This is a genomic window from Bradyrhizobium sp. BEA-2-5 (assembly GCF_032918025.1).
GTDB lineage: Bacteria > Pseudomonadota > Alphaproteobacteria > Rhizobiales > Xanthobacteraceae > Bradyrhizobium > Bradyrhizobium pachyrhizi.
Genome location: NZ_CP136629.1, coordinates 3,883,982 through 3,896,136 on the forward strand (window position 1 = coordinate 3,883,982; position 12,155 = coordinate 3,896,136).

Below are 12,155 nucleotides of genomic sequence, written 5' to 3' on the forward strand. Positions count from 1 at the left end.
CGGAAAGCAGGGTCATTCCGGGATGGCCGAAGGGCCAGACCCGGAATCCAGAGCTTTGAGGCACCATCGCAAAACAACGTCGAGATCCCGGGTTCGCGCTTCGCGCGCCCCGGGATGACGCTTCGCGTCAGCTCGCCTCCGCCAACAGCGAAAGCTGGCGCGGCGCGGGCTCAGTCTCGCTCTGGTCGGTGAGGTGGGTCGGATACGCGCCGGTGAAGCAGTGGTCCGAGAATTTCGGATTGGCGGGGTCGCGGCCGGGCTCGCCCATGGCGCGGTACATGCCGTCGATCGACAGGAACGCGAGCGAGTCCGCGCCGATGATCTCGCGCATCTCCTCGAGCGAATGCGTCGCCGCCAGGAGGCCGCCGCGGTCGGGCAGGTCGATGCCGTAATAGTCGGGATAGAGGATCGGGGGCGAAGCGAGGCGGAAATGGACTTCCTTGGCGCCGGCATCGCGCATCATGCGCACGATCTTCTTCGAGGTGGTGCCGCGCACCAGCGAGTCGTCGATCAGGATGATGCGCTTGCCTTCGATCGCGGCGCGGTTGGCCGAATGCTTCATGCGCACGCCGGATTCGCGGATCGCCTGCGTCGGCTGGATGAAGGTGCGGCCGACATAATGGTTGCGGATGATGCCGAGCTCGAACGGCACGCCGGAATGCTGGCTGTAGCCGACCGCGGCGGGCACGCCGGAATCCGGCACCGGCACGACGACGTCGATCGGCACGTGGCTCTCGCGCGCGAGCTGCGCACCGAAGGCCTTGCGCACTTCGTAGACCGACCGGCCGTGGACGATGGAGTCCGGACGGGAGAAGTAGATGTACTCGAAGATGCAGGGACGCGGTGCCATCGGCGGGAACGGCTTGTGGATGTCCTGGCCGTTCTCGTCGAACACGATGACTTCGCCGGGTTCGATATCGCGGACGAAGCGCGCGCCGATGATGTCGAGCGCGCAGGTCTCGGAGGTCAGGATCGGGCAGCCGTCGAGCTCGCCGAGCACCAGCGGGCGGATGCCGCGCGGATCGCGCGCGCCGACCAGCTTCTTGTTGGTGAGCGAGACCAGCGCATAGGCGCCTTCGATCTCGCGCAGCGCGTCGATATAGCGCTCGATGAAGCGGCTCCGCCTGGAGCGCGCGACCAGGTGCAGGATCACCTCGGTGTCGGTGGTCGACTGCATCATCGCGCCATGCCCTTGACCAGCTCGCGGCGCAGCGTCAGGCCGTTGGTGAGGTTGCCGTTATGCGCGACGGCGAGGCCGCCGGCATTGAGCTCGGCGAACAACGGCTGCACGTTGCGCAGGATAGTGGCGCCGGTGGTGGAATAGCGGACATGGCCGACCGCGACATTGCCAGGCAGGCGGTCGATCACCTCGCGGCGGGAGAAGGTGTCGCCGACGAGGCCGAGGCGGCGTTCCGAGTGAAAGCGGCTGCCGTCGTAGGAGACGATGCCGGCGGCTTCCTGGCCGCGGTGCTGAAGGGCGTGAAGGCCGAGCGCGGTGATGGCGGCCGCATCGGGGTGACCGTAGATGCCGAACACGCCGCATTCCTCGCGCAGCGTATCGCCATCGAGATCGGGGTGATATCTGAGAGGGTCTTGCAGTTCGATCGGGCCGAGGTCGAGATCCATTTGGTCGGTATGATCCGAAGGGGTCTGCATCTCGTTCATCGCCTCTCGTAAGGGCCCAAATAGTTTATCGGCCCGCGGGTTTCTCGATCAGCTTCTTCAAGCTGTCACGCGCAGGTTTGCTATAGCCATCGCCCGACGCCGGCGTCGCCTGATCATTGGTATCGGCCGCAGAATCGTCGTCTGGCTTATTTTTCTTGAATCTCTTCAAGATGGTGTTCTCGGGGTCGTCAGGCAAGAGGGCCATCAGCCAGTCCCCGGTTCCCTGGAGCACCACGCGGGACTTCGCCCCAGAGACCCAGTCCGGACGCTGCTTGTCCGGAACCAGCCAGGTGAAGAACAGGAAAGCGACCACGACGATCAAAAGCCCGCGAGCCAGGCCAAACAGGAAGCCGAGGGTGCGGTCCAGCGCGCCGATCCGCGAATCCAGGATCATGTCGGAGATCCGGACCGTGATCACGGAGACCACGACCAGGGTGCCCACGAACACGCCGGCGACGACGACCACGCTCGCGACCGTGTCGTTGTTGAAATAGGTCTTGGCGGTCGGCAGCAGCTTCGAGAACGAGTACAAAGTCACGATCGCCGCCGCGCCCCAGGCCGCAATCGACAGGATTTCGCGCATGAAGCCGCGGACCATCGCGAGCAGGCCCGAGATCAGCATCACACCGAGCAGGACGAGATCAAGTATCGTTATGGGCATCGGCTGGTCAGGTCCGCTGGTACGTTTCGGTACGCTGTTAAGGGCTTACGTTGTTAAGGGCTTACGCTGCTAAGGGCTCTCGCGAATTGGCAAAGTCGGTGCCGTCCTAACTGAGGCGCATTGGGGGCATCCGGCAAGGCCAGAGCGCCACCTGTCCCGCGCGGCGGATGTATAGCGGCGGGGGGCTGATACGTCACGCCCGCTTTAGCTGGTCTCGCGACGGAATCGGGCCGGTGTGGCATTTTTCTCAGCCGCATCAGGGCCTCCGGAGCCGCCCTGGTCGCGCCGGCCGCCGCTTGGCGTACCCCGGTCGCCTCTTGGCGTACCCCGGTCGCCTCTTGGCGTACCGCGTGCCGCAATTTCGGCGACCAGCGTGGTGAGATTGCCGACGCTGTTGAGGGTGAGCCCTGAATCGCCGCCGCTCTCGCCGCGGGCCGATTCGGGCAGGATGGCGCGGGCGAAGCCGAGCTTGAGGGCCTCCTTGAGCCGGGCCGGGGTCTGCGCCACCGGGCGGATCGCGCCCGAGAGCGAGATCTCGCCGAAATAAACGGCATCGGTGGGTAACTGCGCATTAACCAGGGACGACACCAGCGCCGCGGCAGCGGCGAGGTCGGCCGCGGGCTCGTGGATGCGCAGGCCGCCGGCGACGTTCAGATAGACATCATGGCCTGACAGCTTGACCCCGCAATGCGCCTCCAGCACCGCCAGCACCATCGACAGCCGGCTCGGGTCCCAGCCGACCACGGCGCGGCGCGGGGTGCCGAGCGAGGTCGGCGCCACCAGCGCCTGCAATTCGACCAGGACGGGCCTTGTGCCCTCGATGCCCGCAAAGACTGCGGTGCCGGGCGTGCCGAGATCGCGTTCGGACAGGAACAGCTCGGAAGGGTTGGTGACCTCGCGCAGTCCGAGGCCCGTCATCTCGAACACACCGATCTCGTCGGTCGGGCCGAAGCGGTTCTTCACCGCGCGCAGGATGCGGAATTGCTGCGAGCCTTCGCCCTCGAACGACATCACCGCGTCGACCATGTGCTCGACCACGCGGGGACCTGCGATCTGGCCGTCCTTGGTGACGTGGCCGACCAGGATGATGGCGGCACCGGTCTTCTTGGCAAAGCGGATCAGCGCCTGTGCCGAGGCGCGCACCTGGGTGACGGTCCCCGGCGCGGATTCCACCGTGTCGGTCCACATGGTCTGGATCGAGTCGATCACGATCAGCCGGGGCACCGCCCCCTCCGACAGCGTCGAGACGATGTCCTCCACCGAGGTCTCGGCGGCGAGCTGGACCGGTGCGTCCGACAGCCCGAGCCGCTCGGCGCGCAGGCGCACCTGAGCGACCGCCTCTTCGCCGGAGATGTAGACCACGCGGTGGCCGGCGCGCGCCAGCAGGCTGGTCGCCTGCGTCAGCAGCGTCGACTTGCCGATCCCGGGATCGCCGCCGACCAGCAGCACCGAGCCGCGGACGAAGCCGCCGCCGGTGACGCGGTCGAGCTCGGTCATGCCTGAGGACAGGCGCGGCGCATCCTGGGTCTTGCCGGACAGCGATTCCAGCGCAAACGTTCGGCCCTTGCGTTTGGAGCGGATCGATACCGGCACGCTGCCGCTCGTGTCTTCTTCCGCGAGCGTATTCCACTCGCCGCAGGATTCGCACTTGCCCTGCCAGCGGTTATAGGCCGCGCCGCAGTTCTGGCAGACGAAGGAGAGGGTGGATTTGGCCATGGAGCAGGTGAGTCGCGCTATCGCGCACGATGCATAGCACGGTTCGGCCGCCGCGCACGATCCATCGAAGACGGAGCGCCAGATGGCGGGGCCGGCTCAGCGCGAGAACACCCGCGTTCCGCTCGGCCAGCGCGGCTTGTCGCCGACCGGGCTTGCACCGATTTCCCAGCCGACGCCGCCCCACAGCACGTCGACGGCGCCAAGCTCTCCGGCGCTGTCGCGGACGTAGAACACGTTCGGCTTGGCGTTGACTTCCAGCGGGCCGTTGCTGCCGCTGGACTGTCGCCTCAACGCGCACCAGACGTCGGCCAGCCTGCTCTCGTGGCTCTGACCGAGCTTGGCGAGGATCTCCTTGTCGCTCGAGGCTGCGCTCAGGATGAAGGTCTGCAACGATGCGCCGCCGCTATCGTCCTCGACCTTGTTCGTGAAGCGCTGCGCGAACGTCGCGCCTAACCAGGAAATCCTGACCGGCGCGCTCGAGGCGATGTCCTCCTTGAAATGTTCCCGCGCGACGAATTTTTCGGCGTGGGGAATTGCCGAGGTCGACGACGGATCGGACGGTTCCTCGCTTTTCGGCTGCTGGGAACATGCAACGCGGTCAGCAGCGGCAACGGCACCCGGTTGTCCCGGTCTTGTATCGTCGGCCGCGACGCTCAAACCCTGTGTCGCCAGAACAACGGTCAACCACAGGGTGAGGCTTCGTTGGCGCATGTTTTTGTTGTCCCTGAATCCGCTGTGCTCGCGGAGACAAGGTAAACCGCATCTTGCAGATGTAAATCAAAGATCAGGTTTCTGGTTAAGGATAAAAAGTAAGTTCAACTACAGCGCGAATTTGAATCAAATGCGCTTCGCGCAAGGGAACTGCTCTTGATTGTACGCGCGGTCAAACGTGGAGGTCCCGCCTCGACAGCAGCAGCGGCGGATTCTCGCGCGGCGTCAGACTCGTCGGCAGAGCCCGGCAGCATCTCGCCTGCGCGCGCAACGGATCGCTCCAACTCCAGCGAACCCGCCACGACGGATTGTTCGCGTAGGCCGGAATGCGCCAGACCCAGATCGTCTCGTAGACGCTGTCGCCGAACTGCGCGACATCGGGCCTTGCCGTCGGCCACAACGCCGAGCCGGCAACGGCGAACGTCACAATCGCCGCAGTCGTGATCATCATCTTGCGCATCGCGCGCCTGCCTTTCCCGCCTGTCGTGGGCTTTGACGACCCGCGACTCCAAATGCTTCGACTTGCGATCCCGAATTCGTCAGGCCGACATCGGCGACATCAGGCGCCGGGCTGTGCGCCCGATCTGCACGCCATCTGTCGCTGACTCTTGTCGCCTGAACTCTCGGGACTCGCATCCGGGCCGTCGATCAACCCCGTGATGCCTGCTGGAGCAAAGTTCTTTTCCGCAAACGATCAAGTGCAAGTAATGAGATTGTCATAAACGCAGTGGCTGGACGGTGGCAATCCGGATAACAACGGAAGGTGAGCGCTCAACAAAACTCTTTCGGGGTACACGCCACCCGATGCGCAAAGCCCCGTAGAATTACGACATCATCGGGAGGATGTTTGGTGTTCGTCACGGTGAAATCCGTTTGCCCAAGGCCTGGTCTCACGCAGTCGATGCCGGAATTTTACTGCGTCATTGCAGACCACAGCAACGCCGTGCCCGCCGCCAGCATGATGCCGTCCATAATCAGGCGGAACGACTCCGGCTTCAGCTGCAGCACGAAGCGCTTGGCGATGAAGGCGCCGGCCATCAGCGAGGCGCCGGCGATCAGGCCCTTCAGTGCGATGTCCGGCGTCAGCGCGCCGAAACGCTCGAACGTCACCGACTTGCTGACATAGAGCCCGAGCGAGCTCGCCGCTTCGGTGGCGAGGAAAGCGCCCTTGCTGAGGCCATAGAACAGGAACAGCGGCACGCTGAGCGGGCCGGTCGAGACCACGATGCCGGTGAGATAGCCGATGACTGCGCCACCGACGGCCAGATGCCAGAGATTGGCCTTGAGGTCATGCCGCGCCAGCCAGTGCCGCACCGGCACCATCGCGATCAGGAAGATACCGATGGTGAGATCGACGACGTGCGAGGGCAGCGCCAGCAACGTCCGCGCACCGAGCGCTGCGGCGGGAATGCCCGTGACCGAATAGGCCGCGCAGGCCCGCCAATCGACCTCACGCCACCAGGCCAGGATACGCGAGAAGTTCGCCATCACGGAGGCGACCGCCATGATCGGCACGGCCTCCTTCGGTCCATAGGCATAGACCAGCACCGGCATCAGCATGATCGATGAGCCGGTGCCGACGATGCCTGAGATGGTGCCGGCGACGAGGCCGACGCTGAGGACGAAGAGAAAGCCCACCTGCGCGCTCCGGTGAGGTGTGATCGCCCCATACCTCTGAGTTGCCCGATCGCGCAAGCCCCCGCAGTTCGCGCAACAAACTCGATGTCGTCCCGGCGCAGGCCGGGACCCATAGCCACCGAAGGCGATTGTTGCACGACGCTGGGGCCACAGCTTTCCCTACCAAGCCAATTCTGTGGTTATGGGTCCCCTGAGTTCGCAAACGAAGTGCAACACTTCCTTGAGGAGGTGTTGCCATGGGGCGGACTTACAAGCAGCTCTCTCTGGACGACCGATGCGAGATTGCCTGCCTATCGGCCAATGGCAGCTCGGTCCGGCAAATCGCGGCAGCTCTGGATCGCTCGCCATCAACGGTCTCTCGGGAACTGAGGCGCAATCGGGGGAGCCAGGTCGGCTACAAGCCAAACTATGCCCAGCACCAGATGCGAGCGCGGCGCTGGACGGGCGGACGCCTCGAACGGGAGCCCGGCCTGCGCCGCGCGGTGTTGGAACGCCTTCGCCGGGGCTGGTCGCCCGAGCAGGTCGCCGGCCGGCTGGCCCGCGAGTCCGGGCGCAAGGTGATCTCGCACGAGACCATCTACCGCTTCATCTATGCCCAACTCAGGCGCACCACGGATTTCAACTGGCGGCGCTATCTGCCGCGCGCCAAGAGCAAGCGCGGCCGCCGCGGCAAGAGGGGCGGCAGCCCCGCAAGCTTCATCGAAGGCCGTGTTTCCTTGGCAAATCGGCCGATCGAAGTGGCCGACCGCAGCGTGCCCGGACACTGGGAGGCCGACCTGATGATGTTCTCGAAATACGGTCAGGCCGTGCTGACCGTGCACGAGCGCACCTCGCGTCTGCTGCTCGGCATCCGCCTTGCCAGCAAGGTCGCGCGCGGTGTCGCCCGCCATCTCGTGGGCTTCTTCGCGACCCTGCCACAGGAGCTGCGCCAGACCGTGACCTTCGACAACGGCACCGAGTTCGCCGGTCACCTGGCGCTGCACCGCCTCTCGATCGAGACCTTCTTCTGCGATCCCCACGCCCCCTGGCAGAAGGGCGGCATCGAGAACGCTATCGGCAGGATGCGCCGCTTTATTCCCCGCAAGACCGATCTCGTAACCCTCTCGACCGCCAGATTCCGCCAGTTCATCGCCGCCTACAACAACACCCCGCGCAAATGCCTTGACTACCGCACGCCTGCCGAGGCCTTTGCTCAAGTGTTGCACTTCGAATGTGAATCTACCTCCCGGCCTGCGCCGGGACGACGGCGGTGTGTGCGGCATCATCCGATCCACGTCGCGACCACCATCATGCCGATTGTCACGAGGCGTGATGCCGGTGCATCACCGCAGCACCACCCATGCCGGCGCGTGATCGCTCGCGCCATCCTCGCCGCGGATCTTCCTGTCGACGCCGGCTTTTGCCAGACGCGGGGCGAGGGCCGGGCTGAGCAGGAGATGATCGAGCCGCAGCCCTGCATCGCGCGGCCAGCGGTTTCGCTTGTAGTCCCAGAACGTGAACATCTGATCGTCCGGATGCAGGGTGCGGATCGCGTCGCACCAGCCTTGTTCGACCAGCGACGCAAAGGCCGCGCGGCTCTTCGGCTGGATCAGCGCATCCTTGTCCCATGACCGCGTCGGATAGATGTCGATCTCGGTTGGCGCGACGTTGTAGTCGCCGGCAAGCACCACCGGGACGTCCTCTTTGAGCAGCTTGGCGGCATGGGCGCGCAGTCGCTTGAACCAGGCGAGCTTGTAATCGAATTTCGGCCCGGGCTGCGGATTGCCGTTCGGCAGATAGAGGCTGGTGACGACGATGCCGCGCACCGCGGCTTCGATGTAGCGTGCTTCGTGATCGCCGGCATCGCCGGGCAGGGCGGTGCGGATCAGCACCGGCTCGGCATTGCGGGCAAGGATCGCGACGCCGTTCCATGTCTTCTGTCCACACCATACCGCGCCGTAGCCGGCCTTTTCGATCGCAGCCGCCGGAAATTCGCCGTCGCTGGCCTTCAGCTCCTGCAGGCTGACGATGTCGGGCTTGGCGGTCTTGAGCCAGCGCAACAGATTGGGCAGGCGGCGGTTGATGTTGTTGATGTTGAATGTCGCGATCTTCATGCGCACCGGCAATCGCGAACCTTGATCATGTCAGGTGGACGTCGCTGTTGGCTCGGCGGCCGGCAGTGGCGGCGGCGCAGCGGGCGCTGCTGTTGGCAAGGCTGGCGGCGCAGCGGGCGTGGCAGCCGGCTCGCTCGTCTCGGTGACCGCGTCGCTTCTCGCGGCGACGGCATCGCCGCCCTTGTAGACGCGCGCATAGCGGTGGCCGAGGCTCGTCAGCACCTCGTAGCCGATCGTGCCGAAATGGTGCGCGAGTTCGTCGACGGTGATGCCGTCGCCGAGCAGCGTCACCATGTGACCGCGCCGCGCGGCATTCTTGTCGAGGTCGGTGACATCGACCGCGATGAGGTCCATCGAGATGCGGCCCGCGATTGGGCAGCGCTTGCCGGCCACGATGACGTCGGCGCCGCGGGTGCCGTCATTGGAGCTGGCGGCACGGAAATAACCGTCGGCGTAACCGACCGCGATGATCGCAAGTTTCGTCGGCCGCCGCGCGGTCCAGGTGCCGCCATAGCCGACGCTCTCGCCGCGCTCGATATTACGGATCTGCACGATGCGCGCCTTGAGCTCGACCACCGGCTGCATGGGATTGTCGGCCTCCGGCGTCGGGTTGACGCCGTAGAGCGCACAGCCCGGCCGCACCATCTCGAACTGGAATTGCGCGCCGAGAAACACGCCGGAAGAATTCGCCAGCGAGGCCGGCACGCCGGTGAACAGGCTCGCGATCTCGCGGAAGCTCGCGAGCTGCTTGGCGTTGGCAGGATTGTTGAGCAATTCGGCGGAGGCGAGGTGGCTCATCACCAGCGTGATGCCGTGATCGCCGGCGTTGATGCGGGGGATGATGGCCTGCGCGTCCGCAAGCGTCAGGCCGAGCCGGTTCATGCCGGTGTCGATGTGAACAGCCGCGCCGCCGGTCCAGCCGCTGCGGCGGCAGAATACGTCCCATTCGGCGAGCTCGTTCAGATCGCCGATCACCGGACGGCAATTGATCTTGGCGTAGTGCTCGCCGGTGTTCTGGAAATAGCCGCCGAGCGAATACACCGTCGCCTCGGGAGCGGCCGCGCGCACCGCGGCGGCCTCCTCGAGGGTGGCGACGAAGAAGGTCCTGCAGCCTGCTTTGCTCAGCGCCCGTGACACCTGCTCGGCGCCGCAGCCATAGGCGTCGGCCTTGATCACCGCCGAGCATTCGGCCGGCACCGCCGTCTTCTCGAGCTTGCGCCAATTGGCGATGATCGCATCGAGATCGACGGTCAGGATACCGCTGGCGGTCGGGTGGGCCGCCAGCAAACTGGCCTCGGGTGTCAGCTGCGATTTCGCGTCAGTCACGATGTTCATGGCTCAGTTTTACGCGGGTGCCTTGCGTCGTTCAACCGAGTCCGGATCTCAGTGGCCGTGATCCGGAACCTGACCGTCGGGTGCGAGGTCGCCGAAGCGCGTGACGCTGGCCTCGAAGTGCAGATCGACGGTGCCGGTGGGGCCGTGGCGCTGCTTGCCGATGATGACTTCGGCCTTTCCGTGCGCAAGACTCATGTCGAGCTGCCACTTCTCGTGTTCAGGCGTGCCTGGGCGGGGCTCCTTCATCGCGAGGTAATATTCCTCGCGGTAAACGAACAGCACAACGTCGGCGTCCTGCTCGATCGATCCGGATTCGCGCAAGTCGGAGAGCTGCGGCCGTTTGTCGTCGCGGGATTCGACCTGGCGTGAAAGCTGGGACAGCGCGATCACGGGAACGTTGAGCTCCTTGGCGAGCGCTTTCAGGCTGGTGGTGATCTCCGTGATTTCCTGCACGCGGCTGTCGTTGGCGCGCTTGCTCGAGCCCGAGAGCAGCTGGATGTAGTCGATCACGAGCAGATCGAGGCCCTTCTGGCGCTTCAGCCGTCGCGCCCGCGCCATCAGCTGCGCGATCGACAGACCGCCGGTGGCGTCGACATAGAACGGCAGCGATTGCAGCTCGATCGAGACCTCTCGGATCTTCTCGAAATCGGCTTCCGAGATGCCGCCGCGCCGGATGTGGGAGGAGGGAACGCCGGTGCGCTCGGCCACGATACGCGTGGCGAGCTGGTCGGCCGACATTTCGCAGGAGAAGAAGCCGATCACGCCGCCATTGGCAGCCTTCGTGGTGCCGTCGGCCTGGAGTTCCGGAACGTAGGCTCGTGCGACATTGTAGGCGATGTTGGTCGCGAGCGAGGTCTTGCCCATGCCGGGACGGCCCGCGACGATGATGAGGTCGGAGTGCTGCAGGCCGCCCATCTTGGTGTCGAGGTCGCGCATGCCCGTCGAGATGCCCGACAGCTTTCCGTCGCGCTGGAAAGCCTTTGCCGCCAGATCGACGGCGATCGTCAGTGCCTGTGCGAAGCGCTGGAAGCCGCCGTCATAGCGGCCGGTTTCAGCAAGGCTGTAGAGCTGCCGCTCGGCATCCTCGATCTGGGCGCGCGGCGCGAAGTCGACCGGTGCGTCGTAGGCGACGTTGACCATGTCCTCGCCGATGCCGATCAGGTCGCGCCGCAACGACAGGTCGTAGACGGTGCGGCCATAATCCTGGGCGTTGATGATGGTGGTGGCCTCGGCGGCGAGCCGCGCCAGATATTGTCCGATGGTCATGCCGCCGACATCGGTATCGGCGGGCAGGAACGTCTTCAGCGTGACGGGCGTCGCGATCTTGCCCATCCGGATCAGGCTGCCGGCGGTCTCATAGATTTGCTGATGGATGGTTTCGAAGAAGTGCTTCGGCTCCAGGAAATCGGAGACCCGGTAGAAGGCGTTGTTGTTGACCAGGATCGCACCCAGCAGGCCCTGTTCCGCTTCGATGTTGTGCGGCGCACTTCGGTAGGCCGGGGATGCGGCGTCGGGCGCGAGCTTGTGGACGTTCGAATCAATCAAGGCCATGGACGAGCTTAGTCTTCTGATTTCGTCGTTACTGAGATTTTCGGCTGTGGGGCGGCGATGAAGCGCCAGCCCGGCACGAAGCGAAAGGACGGATGTTTCTTATGCACGATTCACACAACGCGAGGTGTGAATCCGAAACAGCCGGATGCATTCCGCTTGACTGGGGTTTTGTCCGAAACCGGGCGGGAGCCGGCCGATCAGCACGGTCTTGGCAAAAATTGGACGCAGCCTGAACCTTTTGCCAGGCGAGCGGACCCATGGAGAGGCGAGGCGGCTGTTGGCGTCGATTTCTCAGACCAGGATGAGGAAGGCCAGCGCGATCAATGCGGCCACCACGCCAGTGGCGATCAGGGCGTAGTCGGTCGCGATATCGCGCTGCGGGTCCAACATCGTCTGGTGTGTTTCTCGGGTCATTCCGGACCACTACGACAGCCCGGGACAGACCTCTGTGAAGTAGATCACATGCGCCGCACTTTCTTTGCGGCAGGTTCGCGGGAACGACCCGGCGGATTCCGGGTTGTCTTCGCTCAGGCAAGATACGGCGGCGATGGCTCGAGAGTTTCAAACTGTGCGATCAAGGCTTGGCCGGGCAGATGGCATGGACCGCCGCTGGCTGGTGGCGCTTGTCGATGCCATGGAGCAGGCGGCGCGTCCCGAAGTCCGCACTGTTCCCTGCGATGCCAGCTTGATTTCGGCCGCCGCGGCGCATCTGGCGCGTCCGGCGCCGACCTTTGGCCATTGCGGATCGGCCTATAGCCTGCGCAACTAGCAGCACCTGTTCCTTC

Annotated in this window: 10 protein-coding genes and 2 pseudogenes; 2 read left to right on the forward strand and 10 right to left on the reverse strand. The window is 64.9% G+C overall.

Translation table 11 applies throughout. The features are described from left to right. Positions 1-127: 127 nt before the first annotated feature. The 6 genes and pseudogenes from purF to RX327_RS18010 all read right to left on the reverse strand — a co-directional run bounded on the left by purF (position 128) and on the right by RX327_RS18010 (position 6,391). Positions 128-1,626: pseudogene (gene purF, locus RX327_RS17985) on the reverse strand (amidophosphoribosyltransferase). A gap of 64 nt (positions 1,627-1,690) precedes the next feature. Beyond that, complete coding sequence (locus RX327_RS17990; protein ID WP_317251009.1) at positions 1,691-2,326, reverse strand: CvpA family protein; 636 nt, start codon at positions 2,324-2,326, stop codon at positions 1,691-1,693. Between the two features lie 204 nt (positions 2,327-2,530). After that, the gene (gene radA / locus RX327_RS17995) at positions 2,531-4,042 is read right to left on the reverse strand and encodes a DNA repair protein RadA (RefSeq protein WP_317251010.1); all 1,512 of its coding nucleotides are present in this window, start codon (positions 4,040-4,042) and stop codon (positions 2,531-2,533) included. A gap of 96 nt (positions 4,043-4,138) precedes the next feature. Continuing rightward, positions 4,139-4,753: a hypothetical protein gene (locus RX327_RS18000; RefSeq protein WP_050386653.1), complete on the reverse strand. Its 615-nt coding sequence runs from the start codon at positions 4,751-4,753 to the stop codon at positions 4,139-4,141. A 172-nt stretch (positions 4,754-4,925) separates the two neighbouring features. Beyond that, a complete protein-coding gene (locus tag RX327_RS18005) occupies positions 4,926-5,213 on the reverse strand; it encodes a hypothetical protein (RefSeq protein WP_050386652.1) in 288 nt (95 codons plus the stop codon). A gap of 452 nt (positions 5,214-5,665) precedes the next feature. Continuing rightward, complete coding sequence (locus RX327_RS18010; RefSeq protein WP_317251011.1) at positions 5,666-6,391, reverse strand: sulfite exporter TauE/SafE family protein; 726 nt, start codon at positions 6,389-6,391, stop codon at positions 5,666-5,668. Between the two features lie 236 nt (positions 6,392-6,627). Here RX327_RS18010 and RX327_RS18015 point away from each other — a divergent pair. Then, positions 6,628-7,488 (forward strand): annotated as a pseudogene (locus RX327_RS18015) (IS30 family transposase); the annotation flags it as partial. Positions 7,489-7,713: 225 nt separating this feature from the next. On the opposite strand, the gene RX327_RS18020 reads toward RX327_RS18015, so the two are convergent. The 4 genes from RX327_RS18020 to RX327_RS18035 all read right to left on the reverse strand — a co-directional run bounded on the left by RX327_RS18020 (position 7,714) and on the right by RX327_RS18035 (position 11,784). Continuing rightward, positions 7,714-8,484: an exodeoxyribonuclease III gene (locus RX327_RS18020; RefSeq protein WP_317251012.1), complete on the reverse strand. Its 771-nt coding sequence runs from the start codon at positions 8,482-8,484 to the stop codon at positions 7,714-7,716. A 30-nt stretch (positions 8,485-8,514) separates the two neighbouring features. Further along, positions 8,515-9,819, reverse strand: coding sequence for an alanine racemase (gene alr, locus RX327_RS18025; RefSeq protein ID WP_317251013.1), 1,305 nt, complete (start codon positions 9,817-9,819; stop codon positions 8,515-8,517). Positions 9,820-9,867: 48 nt separating this feature from the next. Beyond that, positions 9,868-11,370 (reverse strand): replicative DNA helicase, encoded by a 1,503-nt coding sequence (locus RX327_RS18030; protein ID WP_317251014.1) that lies wholly within the window; start codon positions 11,368-11,370, stop codon positions 9,868-9,870. Between the two features lie 291 nt (positions 11,371-11,661). Further along, positions 11,662-11,784, reverse strand: a complete 123-nt coding sequence (locus RX327_RS18035; RefSeq protein ID WP_256520498.1) for a hypothetical protein — start codon at positions 11,782-11,784, stop codon at positions 11,662-11,664. A gap of 184 nt (positions 11,785-11,968) precedes the next feature. Here RX327_RS18035 and RX327_RS18040 point away from each other — a divergent pair, with 184 nt between their 5' ends. Next, complete coding sequence (locus tag RX327_RS18040) at positions 11,969-12,139, forward strand: hypothetical protein (protein WP_167350434.1); 171 nt, start codon at positions 11,969-11,971, stop codon at positions 12,137-12,139. Positions 12,140-12,155 lie beyond the last annotated feature (16 nt).

Excerpts from the sequence above, each read along its gene's own strand:
- RX327_RS17990 (WP_317251009.1), bottom strand. The coding sequence starts at position 2,326 with ATGCCCATAACGATACTTGATCTCGTCCTGCTCGGTGTGATGCTGATC.
- radA (WP_317251010.1), bottom strand. The coding sequence starts at position 4,042 with ATGGCCAAATCCACCCTCTCCTTCGTCTGCCAGAACTGCGGCGCGGCC.
- RX327_RS18000 (WP_050386653.1), bottom strand. The coding sequence starts at position 4,753 with ATGCGCCAACGAAGCCTCACCCTGTGGTTGACCGTTGTTCTGGCGACA.
- RX327_RS18005 (WP_050386652.1), bottom strand. The coding sequence starts at position 5,213 with ATGCGCAAGATGATGATCACGACTGCGGCGATTGTGACGTTCGCCGTT.
- RX327_RS18020 (WP_317251012.1), bottom strand. The coding sequence starts at position 8,484 with ATGAAGATCGCGACATTCAACATCAACAACATCAACCGCCGCCTGCCC.
- alr (WP_317251013.1), bottom strand. The coding sequence starts at position 9,819 with ATGAACATCGTGACTGACGCGAAATCGCAGCTGACACCCGAGGCCAGT.
- RX327_RS18030 (WP_317251014.1), bottom strand. The coding sequence starts at position 11,370 with ATGGCCTTGATTGATTCGAACGTCCACAAGCTCGCGCCCGACGCCGCA.
- RX327_RS18035 (WP_256520498.1), bottom strand. The coding sequence starts at position 11,784 with ATGACCCGAGAAACACACCAGACGATGTTGGACCCGCAGCGCGATATC.
- RX327_RS18040 (WP_167350434.1), top strand. The coding sequence starts at position 11,969 with ATGGACCGCCGCTGGCTGGTGGCGCTTGTCGATGCCATGGAGCAGGCG.